At 68.8% G+C, this 18,542-nt stretch carries 16 protein-coding genes and 1 pseudogene; 9 read left to right on the forward strand and 8 right to left on the reverse strand.

Going from position 1 to position 18,542, the window contains the following annotated elements:
* The first annotated feature begins 59 nt into the window (after window positions 1-59).
* A complete protein-coding gene (locus V7053_RS05295; RefSeq protein WP_334171222.1) occupies window positions 60-1,298 on the forward strand; it encodes an MFS transporter in 1,239 nt (412 codons plus the stop codon).
* A gap of 178 nt (window positions 1,299-1,476) precedes the next feature.
* Window positions 1,477-2,394, forward strand: a complete 918-nt coding sequence (locus V7053_RS05300; RefSeq protein WP_334171223.1) for an NADP-dependent oxidoreductase — start codon at window positions 1,477-1,479, stop codon at window positions 2,392-2,394.
* Window positions 2,395-2,862: 468 nt separating this feature from the next.
* Here V7053_RS05300 and V7053_RS05305 read toward each other — a convergent pair whose 3' ends face one another.
* The 3 genes from V7053_RS05305 to V7053_RS05315 are packed head-to-tail and all read right to left on the reverse strand — an operon-like array spanning window position 2,863 to window position 4,776.
* Window positions 2,863-3,381 carry a gluconokinase gene (locus V7053_RS05305; protein WP_334171224.1) on the reverse strand — a complete coding sequence of 173 codons (519 nt, stop codon included), beginning with the start codon at window positions 3,379-3,381 and terminating at the stop codon, window positions 2,863-2,865.
* Window positions 3,378-3,692 (reverse strand): putative quinol monooxygenase, encoded by a 315-nt coding sequence (locus V7053_RS05310; protein ID WP_334171225.1) that lies wholly within the window; start codon window positions 3,690-3,692, stop codon window positions 3,378-3,380. Before V7053_RS05310 ends, V7053_RS05305 begins: the two co-directional genes overlap by 4 nt.
* A gap of 46 nt (window positions 3,693-3,738) precedes the next feature.
* Window positions 3,739-4,776, reverse strand: coding sequence for a LacI family DNA-binding transcriptional regulator (locus V7053_RS05315; RefSeq protein WP_334171226.1), 1,038 nt, complete (start codon window positions 4,774-4,776; stop codon window positions 3,739-3,741).
* 189 nt (window positions 4,777-4,965) lie between these two features.
* On the opposite strand from V7053_RS05315, the gene V7053_RS05320 reads away from it, so the two are divergent.
* The 4 genes from V7053_RS05320 to V7053_RS05335 all read left to right on the forward strand — a co-directional run bounded on the left by V7053_RS05320 (window position 4,966) and on the right by V7053_RS05335 (window position 10,391).
* Window positions 4,966-6,309: an NAD(P)H-dependent oxidoreductase gene (locus tag V7053_RS05320; protein ID WP_334171227.1), complete on the forward strand. Its 1,344-nt coding sequence runs from the start codon at window positions 4,966-4,968 to the stop codon at window positions 6,307-6,309.
* 44 nt (window positions 6,310-6,353) lie between these two features.
* Complete coding sequence (locus tag V7053_RS05325; protein ID WP_334171228.1) at window positions 6,354-7,385, forward strand: DctP family TRAP transporter solute-binding subunit; 1,032 nt, start codon at window positions 6,354-6,356, stop codon at window positions 7,383-7,385.
* A gap of 88 nt (window positions 7,386-7,473) precedes the next feature.
* Window positions 7,474-9,375 (forward strand): TRAP transporter large permease, encoded by a 1,902-nt coding sequence (locus tag V7053_RS05330; protein ID WP_334171229.1) that lies wholly within the window; start codon window positions 7,474-7,476, stop codon window positions 9,373-9,375.
* A 113-nt stretch (window positions 9,376-9,488) separates the two neighbouring features.
* Window positions 9,489-10,391, forward strand: coding sequence for an NAD(P)-dependent oxidoreductase (locus V7053_RS05335; RefSeq protein ID WP_334171230.1), 903 nt, complete (start codon window positions 9,489-9,491; stop codon window positions 10,389-10,391).
* Between the two features lie 113 nt (window positions 10,392-10,504).
* Here V7053_RS05335 and V7053_RS05340 read toward each other — a convergent pair whose 3' ends face one another.
* The 5 genes from V7053_RS05340 to V7053_RS05360 are packed head-to-tail and all read right to left on the reverse strand — an operon-like array spanning window position 10,505 to window position 15,924.
* Complete coding sequence (locus V7053_RS05340; RefSeq protein ID WP_334171231.1) at window positions 10,505-10,729, reverse strand: hypothetical protein; 225 nt, start codon at window positions 10,727-10,729, stop codon at window positions 10,505-10,507.
* Between the two features lie 25 nt (window positions 10,730-10,754).
* Window positions 10,755-11,621 carry an ATP-binding cassette domain-containing protein gene (locus tag V7053_RS05345; protein WP_334171232.1) on the reverse strand — a complete coding sequence of 289 codons (867 nt, stop codon included), beginning with the start codon at window positions 11,619-11,621 and terminating at the stop codon, window positions 10,755-10,757.
* A complete protein-coding gene (locus V7053_RS05350; protein WP_334171233.1) occupies window positions 11,618-13,432 on the reverse strand; it encodes a dipeptide/oligopeptide/nickel ABC transporter permease/ATP-binding protein in 1,815 nt (604 codons plus the stop codon). The genes V7053_RS05345 and V7053_RS05350 overlap by 4 nt, the downstream gene beginning before the upstream one ends.
* Complete coding sequence (locus V7053_RS05355) at window positions 13,429-14,370, reverse strand: ABC transporter permease (RefSeq protein WP_334171234.1); 942 nt, start codon at window positions 14,368-14,370, stop codon at window positions 13,429-13,431. The genes V7053_RS05350 and V7053_RS05355 overlap by 4 nt, the downstream gene beginning before the upstream one ends.
* A 27-nt stretch (window positions 14,371-14,397) precedes the next feature.
* Window positions 14,398-15,924 (reverse strand): ABC transporter substrate-binding protein, encoded by a 1,527-nt coding sequence (locus V7053_RS05360; protein WP_334171235.1) that lies wholly within the window; start codon window positions 15,922-15,924, stop codon window positions 14,398-14,400.
* 216 nt (window positions 15,925-16,140) lie between these two features.
* On the opposite strand from V7053_RS05360, the gene V7053_RS05365 reads away from it, so the two are divergent.
* From V7053_RS05365 to V7053_RS05375, 3 genes and pseudogenes are all read left to right on the forward strand, one after another.
* The gene (locus tag V7053_RS05365; RefSeq protein WP_334171236.1) at window positions 16,141-17,706 is read left to right on the forward strand and encodes a sulfatase family protein; all 1,566 of its coding nucleotides are present in this window, start codon (window positions 16,141-16,143) and stop codon (window positions 17,704-17,706) included.
* Window positions 17,703-18,350 carry a PadR family transcriptional regulator gene (locus V7053_RS05370; RefSeq protein WP_334171237.1) on the forward strand — a complete coding sequence of 216 codons (648 nt, stop codon included), beginning with the start codon at window positions 17,703-17,705 and terminating at the stop codon, window positions 18,348-18,350. Before V7053_RS05365 ends, V7053_RS05370 begins: the two co-directional genes overlap by 4 nt.
* Window positions 18,351-18,358: 8 nt before the next feature.
* Window positions 18,359-18,542 (forward strand): annotated as a pseudogene (locus tag V7053_RS05375) (hypothetical protein); the annotation flags it as partial.

Genomic DNA, 18,542 nt, shown 5'->3' on the forward strand with positions numbered 1-18,542 from the left:
GGGTCGAGATCACGGTTCACAAGCCGCCTCTCATTCCCGGCCCCCAGGAGGTGTCTGCTGTGCCACGACCGAAGGTGCCTGTCGAGCAGCAAGTAGGACCGGCGAAAAACGGGATCGGCCGCGAGGAACCGCTGTGGCTGGCCTTCGCTTCAGCGGTCGTCGCCTTGCTCGCGTCGTTTGCCACGGTGGGATCGACGATTCCGCTGTTCAACATCTATAGGGCCCAGGACGGGTTCAACAGCGCGGACATCTCCCTGACCGTGGTCGCCTACTCGGTCGGCACGCTCGGGACACTGTTGGTCATGGGGCGCCTCTCCAACCATGCGGGCCGGCGCCCCGTCTCCATCGCCAGTCTCGCCTTCCTGATTGCGGGAACCCTGACGCTGTTGAACGTGCACCACATCGGCATCCTGGTCGCCGGTCGGCTGCTGATGGGACTCGGTGCCGGGCTGGCCAGCAGCAGCCTTACGTCCTACATAGTCGACGCGGCCCCGGTCAAGCCGGCCTGGCTGGCCTCCGTGGCCTCCAGCCAGACGGTCATGCTCGGGCTGGCCCTGGGTGCAGTCGCATCAGGTGCCCTGGTCCAGTTCGGGCCCTGGCCTCGCGAGCTCGTGTACATCGTCGACATCAGCTTCCTCTTGCTCGCAGCAGTGATGATCACCGTCAGCCCCGAAACCGTGACCCGAACAGCAGGCGGTTGGCGGTCACTGCGGCCCAGCGTCCGCCTGCCGGTCGGAGTCAGGCATCTGCTTCCCGTCGCGGCCGCCGTCTTCCTCGCTACCTGGGCAACCGGAGCCTTCTACCAGGCCTTCGTGCCCGCACTGGTCCAAGACCAGCTCCGAACCAGCAGCCCACTCGTGCTTGGACTGGTGTTCGCCGCCTACATGGGCTCGAGCGCACTAGGGGCTCCCATCGGCGGCCGGTTCACAGCGGCTGGAGCTCAGCGCATCGGTATGGTCGGATTCCTGGTGGGGTGGATAGGCCTCATCACCGCGATCGCGACAGGGGCACTCCCGCTGTTCATCGTCGCAACCGTCCTCGCCGGCGCCGGCCAGGGCATCGCTATCAGCGCCGCCACCGGGGCCCTCCTGCACGGAGGAACCTCGGCCGAGCGGGCACCGATCCTCGCTGTGGTCTACCTCATCTCCTACAGCGGGGCGACCGTCCCCAGTATCATCTCGGCTCAGCTCTCCGGAGCCTTCCCGCTGCCGCAGATCGCACTCGGATACAGCGGCCTCGCGCTCCTCGCCACGATGTTCACGGCCCTCTCGCGCACAACCCCCGCACAACCGCGGTGAGGGAGAGCCGCGTGGGCGAAGCGGGGCGGAGCATCCGAGGTGAACAGCCTGTGACGATCGGAACGACGGAACCTCGACCAGCCCCAGCCAATGAATGACACCGCAGAGGCTCATCCCCGAGAACGCCGCATATTCGCTTCAACCTTCCGCCCAGAAATACACGACAGAGGAGAAACCAATGAAAGCCATCGTGGTAACCGATCAGGCAGCAGGACTGGCCGGAATGACGCTGACCGAGCGTCCCGAGCCGAGGGCGGCCATCAACGACGTGATCGTCCAGATTCACGCCTCGGGATTCGTCCCGACCGAGATGGACTGGCCATCGACGTGGACCGACCGCGCCGGCCACGACAAGACACCGTCGATCCCCGGACATGAGGTGGCCGGAGTGGTCAGCGCCCTCGGCTACGGCACAACCGGACTCTCGATCGGACAGCGGGTCTTCGGGCTCGCGGATTGGCATCGCGACGGAACTCTGGCGGAGTATGTGGCCGTCGAGGCACGCAACCTCGCCCCGCTGCCAGGCGACGTCGACTTCACCGCTGCCGCGTCCCTGCCGATCTCCGGCCTGACCGCGTGGCAGGGCCTGTTCCAGCACGGCCGCCTACAGGCCGGCCAGACAGTCCTTGCCCACGGCGCGGCCGGGGCCGTGGGGACGATGGTGACACAGCTCGCCCGTGAGGCCGGCGCCTATGTCATCGGCACAGGCCGACCCGGTGACCGTGAGAAGGCGCTCGAGTTCGGAGCGCACGAGTTCGTCGACCTCGAGAATGACGCGCTCGACTCTGTCGGCGGCGTCGACCTTGTCTTTGATGTCATCGGAGGCGACATACAGAAGCGGTCCGCGGCCCTGATCAAGCCCGGGGGAACGCTGGTGTCCATCGTCGGGCAGGTCGAGGCCCGCCCGGCCGATGGCCTGGCGGTGGACTTCGTCGTGGAGGCCGATCGCGCCGAGCTGGTCGAGATCGTGCAGCGGGTCCGGGATGGCCGACTGCGGACGAACATCGACACCATCGCGCCCCTCGACCAAGCGGTCTCAGCCCTCAACCCCACCATCCGGCGCAAGGGAAAGACGATCATCAGCATCCGCCCGTAACGGGCCAAGTCCGCGTGGACCGGCACCGGCGGACCAGTGAGGTAGGCGGCAGCCCGGGGCGGCCGCCTCCCACCGCGGACGGCAGGCTTTCGGACCAAGGTCGGCCACCACGTGTCAGGATCTCGGCTGGGACTGCTCGGACGTACTCCACCGTCCGCCGGCAACTCCCCGCGGCGCAGCCGCGGGACGAGGACGAGCCGCCACGGCGGTACCCCGGAATGCTCGGCGAGGTGCTCTGAGGACAGCGCCTGGCGGTCCGCAGGCGCTACCGGCCCTGGTCCTTCAACCAACTCAACAACAACAGCTTGTGAGACGTCGACCTACTTGCAAGAACTTGCGGATGCAAATGTCAGGACAGCCGAGGAGCCTGGCCCGATCAGGCCGTGCCGACGGGTCTCCTGGGAGTCGCGTCGGGCACATTAGGGACGGAGTTGCGGGTTCGAAGGCAGGGCTTTCGTCCTTGGTCGTTCAGGTGCTCGGGGTACGAGGCCTGAGTCGGCGGGGCAGTTCGCCGGCGAGCTTCTGGACGAGGCCCTGGAGAGGCTGGGTCGCGTCGACGCGGAGCCCTGGCTCGTCGGGTTCGAGGGGTTCGAGGGTTGCGAGCTGGCTGTCGAGCAGGCTTGCGGGCATGTACTCGTGGTCTCGGGCGGCCATGCGCAGCGCGATGTCGTCGTGGGCGGCGTCGAGGTGGACGAAGACGGCGTGGGGGGCGTGGGCGAGGAGTCGCTGGCGGTATGCGCGCCGGAGCGCGGAGCATGCGACGACCGAGGGGCGGGCGGCTGCGGCGCGCCGGACGGTGTCGAGCCGTGGCCAGCGGTCCTCGTCGGTGAGCGGGATGCCGGCTCCCATCTTGGCCTTGTTCCCGGCTGGGTGTAGGTCGTCGGCATCGATGAACTCCAAGCCCAGGGCCGCGGCGAGGGCGGAGCCGACGGTGGTCTTGCCGACGCCGGAGACTCCCATGACGAAGACCGTCGGCACGCTGCTCACAGCCGCCCCTGCCGGTCGGTGCCAGCGGGGATCGGGGCCATCCTGGTGACGACGGCGGGCGAGGCGAGGCAGGGGGCGACGGCTGCGTCGAGGGCCTGGACTGCAGGGCCCCGGGCGTGGGCGTCGAGGAGCTCGGCGGAGGTCCACTTCTCGATCATGGTGATGGTTCCGTCCTCGGCGTCGTGGATGGCGTAGAGGAGGCAGCCCTCCTCTTCGTGGACGGCTGGGATGGCGGAGCGGAGGGCTTCGGCGAGCTGCTCCTTCGTCCCCTCGGCGGGATGGAAGACGGCGGTGAGGACGACGGCGGGCATGGTTCTCCTTCGGTCTGTGCGGCGGGGTGATGTGGGAGCCGAAGGCTCAGGGCGCGGGAGCGTGCTGGGCCAGGGGCGCGGTGCTGGAGCGGCGGACGAACTCGGCGTCGACTTCGATCCTCCGCCGGGGCTCGGGCAGGAGGCCCTTCGCGCGCCCGACGGCGAGTTCGACGGAGTGGAGGGCGAGCATGTCGATGGGCTGTCGGATCACGGTCAGGGGCGGCGAGACGAGCTCTGTCCAGGGGTTGTCGTCGAAGACGACGAGGCTGAGGTCCTCGGGGACTCGGATGTCGGACTGCTTGATCCGCCGGAGGGCGGAGCGGACCTGGGCCGTGTTCCCGACGATGATTGCCGTCGGGGGCTCGGGGGCGTTCAGGAGCGCCCCGACGGCGTCTGCGCCTGCGTCGCCGCGGAAGGGGATGTGGTGGACCAGTTCCCCGTCCGCAGCCAGGCCGGCGGCCTGCAGGGCGCGCCGGAAGCCGGCCACCCGGTCACGGCCGGTGGAAGTGTCGGCGGGGCCGGAGATGAAGCCGATCCGGCTGTGGCCGAGCCCGATGAGGTGGTTGGCCGCGACTTCTGCGGAGACGTCGTTGCGGATGGTGACGACGTCGGTCTGCTCGAGCTGGTCGATCTCGCGGTCGACGAAGACGACGTCTATGCCCAGGTCGATCAGCCGCCCCCACTTCTCCACATTGTCCCCGGCGGGGGTAGCGATCACGGAGGCGACCGAGCGCTCTATGAGGGTGTCGAGGGACTCAGCCTCCAGATGCGGGTCCTCCTGGGTGGTGAGCAGGACCACGTGGACCCCGCGGGCCCTGGCCTCCCACACGACGCGGTCGGCCAGACGGGCGAAGAAGGGGTTGGCCAGGTCGGCCAGCACCAGGCCGATGGTCGAGGTGGTCCTCTGCTGGAGCTCCCGCGCGGCCGCCCTGGGGTGGTACGCGAGCTGCTCGATCGCCGCCACGACCTTGGCCCTGGTCTGCGGGGCCACAGGACCGGTGCCGTCGTTGAGCACGCGGGAGACGACGGCGACCGAGACGCCCGCCTCGCGGGCGACGTCGCGGATGGTGGCTGGCTTCCTCACCGGCTCCTCCTTGGGTCTGATGGAAAGACTAGACCAGTCTCCCGAACAGGGGTGATTGACCTCACGGTCTTCCTGCTGGTACAAAAGTGTAACCGTTACCACTCAAGGTACCAAGCGGACGACGAGGGAGTCGGGCGAAGCCGGCTCGAAACGACACCCCGTCGGCCGCCCGATGACAGGAAGAGCACCGTGAACCTCCACTCCCTCCTCGAACAGCGCGAAGCCGAAGGCCGCCCGATCCGGGTCGGCCTGATCGGGGCCGGCCGCTTCGGCACCATGTACCTCTCCCAGGCCAGGAACATCCCCGGAGTCCACGTCGTGGCCATCGCGGACATCAACACCAAGCGCGCCCAGGGCGCCCTCGAGCTCGTCGAGTGGCCCGCCGAGGCCGTCTCCCCCACCGTCGAGGATGCCCTCGCCCGCCGCGGGACCGCCGTCGTCCCGGACGCCTCGGCCCTGTTCGGAGCGGACATCGACGTCATCGTCGAGGCCACCGGGAACCCGATCGTGGGCATCGACCACGCCCTTCGCGCCATCGCCTCGGGCAAGCACATCATCATGGTCACCGTCGAGGCAGACGCCCTCGCCGGGCCCGCCCTGGCCCGCCGCGCCCAGGAGGCCGGAGTCGTCTACTCGATGGCCTACGGCGACCAGCCGGCCCTGATCATGGAGCTGGTCGACTGGGCCCGCACGTCCGGGTTCGACGTCGTCTGCGCCGGCAAGGGAGCGAAGTACCTCCCGCACTACCACGAGATGAACCCCGACAACGTCTGGGAGAACTGGGAGTTCTCCAAGGAGCTGACCGACTCGGGCCAGCTCAACCCCCACATGCACACCTCCTTCCGCGACGGGACCAAGGCCGCGATCGAGATGGCCGCCGTCGCCAACGCCGCCGGCCTGGTCCCCTCCGACACCGGCCTGACCTTCACCCCCGGCAACGTCGAGGAGATCGCCACGATCTGCCGGCCCTCCGCCGTCGGCGGGGTACTGGCCCACGAAGGCTCGGTCGAGGTGATGTCCAGCGTCACCCGAGAGGGCGACTGGATCCCGTTCAACACCCAGGAGGGCGTCTTCGTCGTGGTCAAGGCCACCAACAGGTACGTCTCGGGATGCTTCACCGAGTACCCATGGCACCCGGACCCCACCGGCCAGTACGCCGCCCTCTACCGCCCGTACCACTACGTCGGCCTCGAGCTGAACATCACGGTCGCCAACGCGGTCCTGCGCGGGATCGCAACCGGCTCCCCCAAGGGCTTCTTCGGCGACGTCGTCGCCACGGCGAAGAAGGACCTCGCAGCCGGCGAGTTCCTCGACGGCGAAGGCGGCTACACCGTCTGGGGCAAGCTCGTCTCGGCCGAGACGTCCGTCCGCGAAGGCCTCCTGCCCGTCGCCCTCGCCCACCACGTCGAGCTGAAGAACAGCGTCACAAAGGGCGCCAGCGTCAAGTGGGATGACATCGTCATCGACGAATCCCTCGCCACCGCCCTCGAGCTCCGCCGGGAGACCGAAGCCCTCATCGGCGCCACCGTCTGAACCCCCACGAGAGAAAGACCCCTTCCGAAGATGAAAGGAACACCATGAGGAAACGAGCCGGCTGGCTTTCGGCCCTCGCCGCCGCTTCTGTCACTGCCCTGGCCCTGACCGGCTGCTCCGGAGGCGCTTCCGCCACGGGGAACAGCAGCGTCGAGGTCAAGCTCTCCATCCCCGACCCGATCGGATCGTCGGTGGGGATGGCCGCCCAGCACTTCGCCGACGACGTGAAGACCAAGTCCAACGGCACGGTCAAGGTCACCGTCATCCCGAACGGCACCAGCTTCGGCGGCGACCAGAACGCCGCCGTCTCCCGGGTCCAGAGCGGGTCGCTGGACGCGGTGATCCTCTCCACCTCGGTCTACGCCGCGGTGGACAAGAAGATGAACGCGGTGAGCCTGCCCTACCTGTTCTCCTCGGTCGACCAGGAGGTGAAGTACCTGAACGGGGCACCCGGGAAGGAACTCCTGGCGGACCTGGGCCAGGACGGGACCAAGGGGCTCGCCATGCTCTCGCGCACCCCCAGGGAGGTCACCGACTCCGTCCGCCCCATCCAGGGCCCCGATGACCTCAAGGGCCTGAAGATCCGGGTCCCCGGCAATCCGCTGTGGACCAAGTTCTTCAGCGCCGTCGGCGCGAGCCCGACGCCGATGAACTTCTCCGAGGTCTACACCGCCCTGCAGACCGGGGCGATCAACGGCCAGGAGAACCCTGTCGAGGTCCCGGCGACCAACAAGTTCGCCGAGGTGCAGAAGTACCTCTCCATGACGAACCACATGAGCGACGCCTTCGTCCTGGCACTCAGCGACAAGAAGTGGAAGAGCCTGGACTCGAACGCCCAGCAGGCCCTGCAGGCCGCCGCCGACGACACCGCCGCGTTCAAGACCAAGAACGACGCCGACCTGGCAGACCAGCAGATCAAGCAGCTCGAGTCCCAGGGGATGAAGGTCAACGACCTCACCCCCGACGGGGCCGCCCAGTTCAAGAAGATCGCACGCTCGCTGTACCCGGAGTTCGCCGACACCGTCGGCGGAGCGGACTTCCTGAACAAGACGGTCGACTTCGTCGACGGGCAGTGACCGCATCGGGGACCGCGGCCGGCGCCCGCCCGGCCACGGCCCCCGCCTGCGTCCTCACCCGCATCCGGAACACTGGAGATCAAGGCAGATGAAAACAGCAATCGACGAGGGCACCGGAATCGTCCGGGCCGAAGAGCACCCCGGACCCGAGAAGGCGAGAGCCTGGAGCGGTGCCAGGTGGCTCGACACCGGGCTCGAGGCGGCCGTCGGCCTCTCCATCGCCGTCGAGTTCCTGGTGGTCCTGTTCAACGTCCTCATCCGTGTCATCACCGGCAATTCGGTGACCTGGACCCAGGAAGTCTCCGAGCTCGCCCTCTACACGGCAGCGTTCATGGGCGGCGCCATCGCCTATGCCCGCGGAGCGCACATGTCGATCCGGATCCTGGCCGACCGCCTCCCGGCCGCGTGGCAGCGGTACCAGCTCGCCCTGGTCGACTGGCTCGTGTTCGGCACGGCCGCGGCCATGCTCGCAGTGTTCCTCCCCGTGCTCGCCCAGCGCTCCCAGGAGAGCACCCCCATCCTGAACCTGCCGGAGTCCTACGTCTCGCTGCCCTTCGCCCTGGGCCTGGCCCTAACGGCCTGGTTCGCCCTCGTCAAGCTCGCACGCCGGCCCCGGGGCGCTGCGCTGGTCGGCCTCGCCGCGGCAGCGGCGCTGTCGGCGGCACTGTTCGCCGCCCAGGGCCCGATGCTCGCCATGAGCTCGGACGGGCTCCTGGCCGCCGTGCTCGCCTTCCTCTTCGCGATCCTCCTGCTCGGGGTGCCCGTGGCCTTCGTCCTCGCCCTGGGCTCGGCCGTCTACGTCCTCTGGGGCGGGGACCTCTCCGGCCTCTCCGCCGTTCCGGTGGGGATGCAGTCCGGGGCGAACTCGTTCCTGCTCCTGGCCATCCCGTTCTTCATCCTGGTCGGATCGCTGATGAGCCGCGCCGGCCTCACCGCCCCCCTGGCGCGGCTGGTCGACGCCCTCCTGGGCCGGATCAGGGGCGGGGCGCTGATGGCGGTCGTGGCGACGATGTACGTCTTCTCGGGCATCTCCGGGTCCAAGGTCGCCGACGTCGCCGCAGTCGGCACCACGATGCGCGACATGCTCGAGGAGAGAAGGGTGCCCCGCGGCGAAGTCGTCGCGGTCCTCTCCGCCTCGGCCATCATGGGCGAGACCGTCCCGCCGAGCATCGTCCTGCTCATCCTCGGCTCGATCACCTCGCTGTCCACCACCACCCTCTTCATGGCCGGCCTCGTCCCCGCCGCCGTCCTCGGGGTCTGCGTCATGGCCCTGGTCTTCTTCCGCGCGAAGGGCACCGCCCGGGCGGCCCGGACCTCCCCAGCCGAGAAGGGGCGCGCGGTCGTCCTCGCGCTGCCGACACTGATCCTCCCCGTCGGGCTCGTCGCCGGGATCGTCGCCGGAGTGGCGACCCCGACCGAGGTCTCCGCCCTCGCCGTTGCCTACGCCCTGGTGCTCGCATTCGTCTCCCGTCCCCACCGGCTCGCCCTCACCTGGCAGTCCCTCAGGGAAACCGTCACCACCGCGGGCATGGTGCTGTTCATCATCGCCGCCGCCGCCCCCTTCGCCCAGACGCTGGCCTCCGCCGGGGTGTCCGCCGCCATCGGAGACGCGATGTCCGGCCTCTCCGCCTCCCCGTTCCTGTTCATGCTCGTGAGCATCCTTATCCTGGTCGTCATGGGGCAGCTGCTGGAGGGGATGCCCGCCGTGCTGATCTTCGCCCCCCTGCTCCTGCCGATCGCCGTCCAGTTCGGCATCAACCCAGTGCAGTACTCCATGGTCCTCGTGATGGCGATGGGCATCGGCTCCTTCGCCCCACCCGCAGGCATCGGCTTCTACGTCGCCGCCGCCACCGGACGCGAGAGCGTCGAACGGAGCATCCGCCGCTTCGTCCCCTACTTCCTCGTCCTCCTCGCCGGAGTCGTCCTCCTGGCACTCGTCCCATGGTTCAGCACCGTCCTGCCCTCCCTCCTCGGGCTGAGCACCAATTGACCGGCACCCGCCGCGGCACCCGCCCGACCCCTTTGCGAAGATGAGAGGACACCGAGGATGAGAACAGCCCTTCCGCCAGCCCACCTGACGACCCCAGACGAAATGGTGAACCCGTGACCTGCCCGCCCGCCGTCTCCGTCCTGGGCCTGGGCCGGATGGGAGAGCCGATCGCCCGCAGGCTCCTGGCCTCCCTCGGGGACCTGACGGTGTGGAACCGGACGCCCGCCAAGGCCGAAGCACTCTCCGCGCAGGGCGCGCAAGCCGCCGCGACCCCCGCCGAGGCGGCAGCCGAGATCGCCCTGACCGTCCTGACCGACCTGTCCGACGTCGAAGAGGTCCTCCGAGGCGACACCGGCCTCCTGGCCGGCTGGCAGAGCGCACGGACCGAGCACCCGGTCCTCGTCGTCCACGGCACCGTCTCCCCCCGCGGCGTCGCCCGGCTCGCCGAAGAGCTGTCCCGGGAGGGAATCGGCGTCGTCGACGCCCCCCTCTCCGGCGGCGTCGCCGGGGCCGAGAGCGGAGCCCTGAGCGTGATGGTCGGCGGCCAGGACTGGGCCGTCGCCAAAGCCATGCCCGTCCTGGAAGCCGTCGGCTCCACCGTGGTCCGCTTCGGCGCCCCGGGAACCGGGGAGATCGCCAAGGCCTGCAACCAGGTCATCGTCGCCAGCACCGTGACCGCGATCTCCGAAGCCCTCGTCCTGGCCGACGCCTACAGCCTCGACCGCAGGCAGCTACTGCGCGTCCTCGCCGGCGGCCTCGCCAACTCCGAAGTCCTCGCCCAGAAGCGCGACCGCTGGCTCACCGGGGACTTCGCCGGCGGCGGCAGCGCCGCCAACCAGCTCAAGGACCTCCTCTTCGCCGAGGACACCGCCGCGGCCAAGGGCATCCGACTGCCCGTCTCCTCGACCCTGAGGGAAGTCTTCGAGCACATGATCGCCGAAGGGATCGGGGACCTCGACCACTCCGCCGTCGAACTCACCCTCGCCCACGGCGCCCGCCCGGGAAGAGACTCCTGACCTCGACGTCCTCGGGCCAACGGACGAGCGGCCCAGCCCCCGACTGCCATCCAGACTGGTCCTACACCCTGACAGCGCGGTGTTCCTCCCATGAGGCAACGACGAACTCAGGATCACCGCATCCAGGGTTGAGGCCCATTCCGAGTTCGCGCATGTCGACCGTCGACCGCGACGTCCCACTCGATGCGCTCGACCGGCTGGAGGTAGGTGACCTTGCCCAGGATCCCGGTCAGGTAGCCCTCCTGCCTGAGTAGGTCGTTGATCACTCCGATATGCCCTCGTCGATCGGCTCGAACCCCGTCCATGTCGTCTGCGGTGATGAGCAGGATGTTCGTCAACGTGCTTCTCGTTGGGTCGAGCCGCTTACGGTGCCTGTGCGGCGAGGAGCCGGTGGCGCTCTTCGCGGCGTTGGGCCTGGGCATCGGGGTCGGCGATGGGGGCGGCGTAGAAGAGCTTTTGGGTGTAGGGGTGCTGGGGGCGGGCGGTGACCTGGTCGCCGTCGCCGAACTCGACGATCTCCCCCCTGTACATGACCGCGACCCGGTGGCTGATGTGCCGGACCACTTCGAGGTCGTGGGAGACGAAGAGGTAGGCGACCTGGGTCTGCTCCTGGATGTCCTTGAAGAGCCCGAGCACGCGGGCCTGGGTGGAGAGGTCCAGGGCGGAGACGGGCTCGTCGCAGACCACCAGGGCGGGCTTGAGGGCCAGGGCGCGGGCGATCGCGATGCGCTGGCGCTGGCCACCGGAGAACTCGCGTGGCAGGCGGGACCCGGAGTCCGCGGGGAGGCGGACCATCTCGAACAGGTCCCGGATCCGCTTCTGCGCGTCGGCCCGGTGGGTCTTGCGGACGGTGAGTGGCTCGGCGAGGATCTGCTCGATGGTGAGGGAGGGGTTCAGGGAGGTGTAGGGGTCCTGGAAGACGACCTGGATGTCCGCGGCGAGCTCGCGCCGCGTAGCCCGGTTCGCGTGGGCGATGTCCTGGCCGCGGAAGAGGACCTTCCCGGCTGTGACGGGGGCCAGTCCGAGCACGGCGCGGCCGAGGGTGGTCTTCCCTGACCCGGACTCCCCGACCAGGCCCACGCACTCTCCCCGCTGGACGTCGAGGGAGACCCCTTGGAGGGCGCGGAACGGCTTGGCACGGAACCCGCGGGCGGGGTATTCGACGATCACGTCCTGGATGTCCAGCAGCGGCTGGCCACTCTGCTGGTTCACGGGCATCGGCTGGTTCATCGCAGGGCCTCCTTCTGGGGTGCGGGTGCGAGCGGGCCGCGGGGGGCGGTCTCGGACAGGATCGCTCCGAGGAGTTCTCGGGTGTAGGGGTGCTGGGGGTCTTTGAAGATGGCGCGGGCGGGGCCGGTCTCCACGACGCGCCCGAGGCGCATGACCGAGACCCTGTCGCACAGGTCGGCGACGACGCCGAAGTTGTGGGTGACGAGGATGACGGCCATGCGGAACTCGGCCTGCAGGTCCCGCAGGAGGTCCAGGACCTCGGCCTGGACGGTGACGTCCAGCGCGGTGGTGGGCTCGTCGGCGATGAGCAGGTCGGGCTCGCAGGAGACCGCCCCAGCGATCAGGACGCGCTGGGCCATCCCGCCGGAGACCTGGTGGGGGTAGGAGTCGAAGGTCCGCCGCGGGTTCGGAATGCCCACCCTCGCCAAGAGCTTCAGGGCGCGGGCGGTTGCCTCCTTCTTGGAAATGCCCAGGCAGACCTGCATGGGCTCGACGAGCTGGGACCCGATCGTGAAGGAGGGGTCGAGGTTGGACATGGGCTCCTGCGGGATGTAGGCGATGCGCCTGCCCCGGAGCCTCTCCATCTCCCGCTCGGAGAGCCCTGCGAGGTCGCGGCCGTCGAAGAGGATGGACCCGGCTGCGATGCGCCCGCCCTCGGGCAGCAGGCGCAGGATCGACCACGCCGTCTGCGTCTTGCCGGACCCGGACTCCCCGACCAGGCCGTGGACCTCGCCGCGGGCCACAGTGAGCGACACGTCGTGCACGACGCGCTTGTGCCCGCCCCCGGGGGCCGGGTACGCCACGGAGAGGCCGCGGACCTCCAGGACACGCTGCCCCGCCGGGGCGCCGTCGTCGTGCCTGATCACCGGCTCGCCCGCGGGTGCGGGGGCAGTCTTCGCCTTGCCGGCCTTGCGCTTGCTGGGCCCGGAGGCGCGCTCGAGCTCGTCGCGCAGGGCATTGGCCAGCAGCGTGAGCGCGATCAGGGTCAGGCCGATCGCAGTGGCCGGCCATACGATCAGCAGCGGGTTCGTGTAGAGGTTGGTGAACCCGTCGGAGAGCATCTGCCCCCAGGTGGGGACGTTGATGTCGCCCAGGCCGAGGAACTCCAGGCCGGACTGGATGGCCAGGGCCACCCCGCCCACGATCGCGGACTGGATCACGATCGGGGCCCGCACCACGGTCAGGATGTGCCGGGCGATGATCCGGGAATCCGACAGGCCCGAGACGCGGGCCGCGTCGACGTAGAGCTCGTTCCGGACCGCCGTGACCGAGGCGTACACGAGGCGGAAGAACGCCGGGCACAGGATCACGCCGAAGACCAGCATCGACGCCCACAGGGAGGGTCCGACGACGGCGCGCGCGGCCAGGAGCACGATGATCCCCGGCAGGGCCATCAGCAGCGAGATGACCCAGGTCGAGACGGTGTCGATCCATGTGCCGAAGTACCCGGCGAGCAGGCCCCCGACGACCCCGAGGACCATCGCGACCACCAGGGCGATCAGGGCGCCGGCGAGGCTGAGGTGGGCTCCGACCAGGAGCCGGGAGAGCACGTCCCGGCCCGCGCCGTCGGTGCCCAGGAGGTGGGCCCCGCCGGGGGCGGCGAGGACCGCGTTGATGTCGGCGTGGTTCGCATCCATCGGGGCGATGAGCCTGGCGAGGACCGCCGCGAGGACGACGACGGCGAGGAAGGCCAGGGAGGCCACCGCGAGCGGGTTGCGCAGCAGGCGCCGGACCAGGCCTGCCTGGACGGTTGCATCGGGCGCGGTGGGGACGGCGAGCTCGGGATCGGGGGCGTGGACGTTGGCGGTCATGACAGGCGCACTTTCGGGTTCAGCCAACCCTGGAGCAGGTCGACGAGGAGGTTGAAGACGATCACGATGATCCCGATGGCGATGAGCATGCCCATCACGAGCGGGATGTCGCCCTGGGTGGTGGCCTGGACGGCTACTTGGCCCAAGCCCGGGATCGCGAAGACCTGCTCGACGATCACAGCCCCGCCCAGGAGGCCCACGAAGTACACGCCCAGGACGGCCAGTGCAGGACCTGCCGCATTGCGCAGCACGTGCTTGAGGACGACCCGGCGGCCCGGGAGGCCGCGGGCCCGCAGCGTGCGCACGTAGTCGTTGCGCAGCGCATCGATCATCGACCCGCGCACCTGCTGGGTCACGTTCGCGACGCCGCCGAGCGCCAGGGCGACCACCGGCAGGGTCACCGTCTTCGCCCAGCCCACCGGGTCATCGGTGAAGGCCACGTACCCGGTCGGGTCGAACAGGTGCAGGCCCAGGGCGAAGACGAGCACGAGCCCGACGGCGAAGAGGAACCCCGGGACCGCGTGGCCCACCACGGCCAGGACCTGCGCGAGGCGGTCGACCCAGCCGCGGCGGGTCGCCGCGAGGACGCCCAGGACCACCGAGACGACGGCGATCACCACGATCGCCCCCGTGACCAGCGACAGCGTCACCGACAGCCGCGAGGTGATCGCGTCCGCCACCGGCTGTCCCGTGAACCACGAGGCTCCGAGGTCCCCGTGCACCGCGTGTGCCACCCAGTCCCCGAACTGGACGGGCACAGGCCTGTCCAGCCCCAGCTCGTGGGCCTTGGCCGCGACCGTCGCCTGATCGGCGCTCTCGCCCAGGATCTTCCGGGCAATGTCCCCGCTGCCCAGATACAGCAGGTTGAACCCGACGACGGCAATCGCTGCCAGCAGCACCACGCCGCCGGCCAGCCTCCGGATGATGAAACCAAGCATTGCTATTCCTCGATCCGCCTAGGTCGATCAGGCCTTGGGAGTGATGTCCCAGAGGTTCGGCCATGCATTGCCCTCGTTCAGGGTCACGCTGGTCCTGCCGTCGGTGGCGAAGTACAGGGTCGGGGCGTACCACGGATCGAACCACGCCTGCTGCACCACGTACTCGTTGAGCTTCTTGAGCGCCGCGTCCTGGGCGTCGCCCGTGCTGGTGCGGATCGTCTCGAGGAGGGAGTTCACCTTCGGGTCCTGGTACTTGAACGTGTTCCACGTCGCGTCGGGCGCGATCATGGTGCTGATCAGCATCCAGTCGTTGGCATCGCGCTGGAGCGTGAAGTAGGAGAGGCCGTACTTCTGGCCCTGGAGGTCGGAGATGATGTTCTGCCCGGTGTCCACGAACTTCACGCTGATCCCGACGTTCTGAAGCTGCTGCTGCAGCAGGGGCCACAGAGACGGCGAGAAGCCGGGAGAGGTCGGAATGGTCAGCGTGAGGCCGCTGGAGTAGCCCGCCTCTGCGAGGAGCTGCTTCGCCTTGGTCGGGTTGTACGGGTAGACGGAGTTCAGCGAGGCATCATAGGCCGGCGAGCTCTCCGGGAAGACCTGACCGGTCGGGACGCCCTTGCCCTGGGCCACGGTCTTGAGCATGGCGCTGCCGTCGATCGCGTAGTTGATCGCCTGGCGCACCGTGACGTCACCGAGCGCTGGATTGGTCTTGCCGCTGCGGTCGAAGAGGAGGAGCCCGGCGAAGTTCAGGTTCTGGCCGTTCATCGTGAAGCCGGCGCCCTGGACCTGGGGCACGATCGTGGGATCGGCGACGGTCGCCGCGTTGAGCTGCTTCCCGCGCAGGGCGTTCAGCTCGGACGTCGGGTCCGTGTAGACGTTGACCGTCAGGGTGTTGTAGTGGACGTCCTTGGCGTCCCAGTAGTTCGGGTTCTTGTCGAAGACGTACGAGGTACCCACGACCGTCTTGCCCTTGTTGAGCGTGTACGGGCCCGAGCCGACCGGGTTGGTCTGGGCGTCCGGCTTGCCGGCCTCCGCGGGGCTCTCCTCGAGGCCAGCGGCCTGGCCGAGGTAGATCAGGAACGCGGGGTTGGCCTTCTTGAGGGTGATCACGAGGGTGGTCGCATCAGGTGCCGTCGCGCTGACCAGGTCGGAGATCTTGGACTTCTGGGGCGAGGTCCCGTTCTTGAACCGCATGAGGTTCTGGGCTGCGACGGCAGCGGTGAAGAGGGTGCCGTCGGTGAACTTCACACCGCTGCGCAGCTTCATCGTCAGCACGGTCTTGTCGGCGTTGTAGGACCAGGACGTCGCGAGCGAGGGCTGCACGTCGTGGCCGTTCGGGGCGATCTTGAGCAGCGAGTCGTAGACCGCCTGGAAATAGACCGACTGGTTTCCCCAGTTCGCGTTCTGCGCCGCGAACGTCGCCGGGGCGAGCACGTTGCCGAGGGTGATGTTCTTCTGGGCCTGCGTGGAGCCACCCGATGACCCGCCCGTGCAGCTGGCGAGTGCCAGGCCGAGGGCGACGGTCGCGCACAGGGCCGTCTTCTTCAAACGCATCTTTACGTCCTTTCAGCTGCACAGAGCCGGGTTGTCCCCGGGGCGTCTGCTTCTGTTCCGCATCGAACAGCTGGTTCGAGGATGGCACGGTGTGATCGCCAGCACAAGAGGTTAGCTATGAAACTTTGTATATAGCTAAGCCCATCTCGCCTCTTGTCGTTTCGCGAATATGGTGTTCCACTAGTGGTACATGCCAAATGAATGAGGAGACGGTCGATGAAGATCATCTACGTGGACGTGGACTCCCTGCGTCCCGACCACACGGGCCCCTACGGCTACGTCCGGAACATCACCCCCAACCTGGACGAGATGGCCCGCACGAGCGTGGTGTTCGACCGCTACTACTGCTCCGACTCGCCCTGCCTGCCCTCCCGCACAGCCCTGACCAGCGGGCAGCACGGCATCACGAACGGGGTCATCGGCCACTTCGGCGACGACGCCCGCTTCCGCCTCGACTCCGGCCACGCCCCGCACCCGACCCGCCCGCTCCTGGGCCAGGCGCTCAACGCCGCCGGCTACACGTGCGCGGCCGTGTCCTCGTTTGCCGAGCGGCACCGCGCGTACTACTTCATGGGCAACTTCCGTGAGAACGTCCAGGTCACCCCCGACATGGGCGACGAGCCCGCAGACATGATCACCGACGCCGCCCTGGACTGGATCGGCCGCCACCGGGACACCGAGAACTGGTACCTGCACGTGACGTACTGGGACCCGCACACCGACTACCTCCAGGACGAAGAGTGGACGGCCAAGGCCGCCGACGCGGGGCCGGCGCCCGAATGGCCGGACCAGGAGGCCATCGACGCCCACGCCGAGGTCTACGGCCCGCGCAGCGCCCTCGACCTCCACTACTCGGGCGCGCCCCACAAGTCGAGAGTCCCGCACAACATGCCCGACGAGATCCGCACGAGGGCCGACTTCGAGCACCTCATCAACGGGTACGACGGCGCCATCCACTTCTTCGACCACGAGTTCGGTCGTCTGCGCCGCGACATCGAGGCCATGGGGTTGGCCGACGAGGTGGCGATCGTCGTCTCCTCCGACCACGGCGAGTCCTTCGGCGAACTCGGCCTCTACGCCGAGCACGGACTGGCCTCCGAGCCCGTCCACCGGCTGCCGATGATCGTGCACTGGCCCGGCATCACCGATGCGCCCGGCGTCGCCGGCACCCGCAACGACGCCCTGCTGTACAACATCGACTACGCGCCCACGATCCTGGACCTCCTCGGCCTCGACAAGCCCGAGAACTGGCAGGGCACCTCCTACGCCCCCGCCATCCGCGGCCAGGAGATCGAGTCCCGCCCCTACCTCGTCTGGGGCCACGGCGCCCACACCTACCAGCGCGCGGTCCGGACCCGGGACCACCTCTACATCCGCACCTACCACCCCGGGTGCTTCCGTGCCGAGTGGGAGTCCCTGTTCAACGTCGCCGAGGACCCGTACCTCACGAAGAACCTGATCGACATCGAGCCCGACCTCGCCGCGCAGATGCGCTCGCACCTCTTAGAGTGGCTCGGGTTCTACGTCGGAACCCCCGGCGCGCTCCCCGATCCGATGCAGGGCGCCCTCCAGGTCGGCCCGACCCTCTACAACCAGCCCGAGGTCTACGCCCAGCACCTCCGTGACACCGGCCGTGCCCGCCTCGCAGACGACCTCATGGAGCGCCTCCATCCGAGGAACGGTGCAACGCACGTGTCGTGGCATGCCCAGCTGCCCATCTCCGACGAAGACCGCGCCCGCATGCGGCGCCGCTTCGAAACGATGACGAGCGCGCCCAAGTGACGGCAACAGGACGTATCCTCCTCAAGGACGCCCACGAACAGCGACCGGGGGAGGCGAAGGTGAATCTGGGACGGCTGGAGGTCATCCTGCTGGGGCTGCTCTCCACTGGGGACCGAACGGGGTACGACGTGTGGAAATGGCTCGAGGCCCACGGGCCCTGGGTCGGCTACTCCGCCCGGACCTCCCAGATCTACCGGCAGCTGGCCAAGTTCGTCGAATGGGGATGGGCCACCCCCATCCTCGATCCCCGCGACTCCGGCCCGGACGCCAAGCTCTACCGCATCACGGACGAGGGACGACGCCGGCTAGGGGAGTGGATCGACTCCCCCTACGTCCCCTCCCGCCGCCCCCTGGACCCCGACTTCCAGGTCCGGCTACGCTTCGCAGGCAGCACGAGCCCTCGCAAGGCCCTCGAGCTCGTACGCATCGAGCTCGAGTACAGGAAGCGCGGCGAAGAGAACTTCGACCGGACATTCGACACGGTCCTCGTCGCTGAGGACGCCTCCCAGGCCGAGCTCGCCTGGCAGCACGAGTGGTACCTCATCCAGCAGGACCGCGGCCACTACATGGTCTCCAACCTCATCGCGTGGCTGGAAGCCACGGAGAGACGGCTCTCTGCCCTGGTCGATTCGCACGAGGAGTAGAGAGAGGCATGGATCCCACGACCGACACAGCCCACATTCCCGACTGCTGCATGCCTGAACGTCCCGGCGCGGCGGGTCCGCCGCCGCTGAGGGCACCTCGGCGGGGGTCCGCGTCCACCGTCCGGCACGAGGACGTCGCGGTCCCGGGTGGGGTGTTCGGGATGGGCGACGCGTTCGGGGAGGGCTATGCCT

Source organism: Sinomonas sp. (assembly GCF_036848755.1).
In the GTDB taxonomy this organism is placed as follows: Bacteria; Actinomycetota; Actinomycetes; order Actinomycetales; family Micrococcaceae; genus Sinomonas.

Excerpts from the sequence above, each read along its gene's own strand:
- V7053_RS05355 (WP_334171234.1), bottom strand. The coding sequence starts at position 14,370 with ATGCTTGGTTTCATCATCCGGAGGCTGGCCGGCGGCGTGGTGCTGCTG.
- V7053_RS05310 (WP_334171225.1), bottom strand. The coding sequence starts at position 3,692 with ATGCCCGCCGTCGTCCTCACCGCCGTCTTCCATCCCGCCGAGGGGACG.
- V7053_RS05360 (WP_334171235.1), bottom strand. The coding sequence starts at position 15,924 with ATGCGTTTGAAGAAGACGGCCCTGTGCGCGACCGTCGCCCTCGGCCTG.
- V7053_RS05345 (WP_334171232.1), bottom strand. The coding sequence starts at position 11,621 with ATGAACCAGCCGATGCCCGTGAACCAGCAGAGTGGCCAGCCGCTGCTG.
- V7053_RS05350 (WP_334171233.1), bottom strand. The coding sequence starts at position 13,432 with ATGACCGCCAACGTCCACGCCCCCGATCCCGAGCTCGCCGTCCCCACC.
- V7053_RS05330 (WP_334171229.1), top strand. The coding sequence starts at position 7,474 with ATGAAAACAGCAATCGACGAGGGCACCGGAATCGTCCGGGCCGAAGAG.
- V7053_RS05300 (WP_334171223.1), top strand. The coding sequence starts at position 1,477 with ATGAAAGCCATCGTGGTAACCGATCAGGCAGCAGGACTGGCCGGAATG.
- V7053_RS05365 (WP_334171236.1), top strand. The coding sequence starts at position 16,141 with ATGAAGATCATCTACGTGGACGTGGACTCCCTGCGTCCCGACCACACG.
- V7053_RS05325 (WP_334171228.1), top strand. The coding sequence starts at position 6,354 with ATGAGGAAACGAGCCGGCTGGCTTTCGGCCCTCGCCGCCGCTTCTGTC.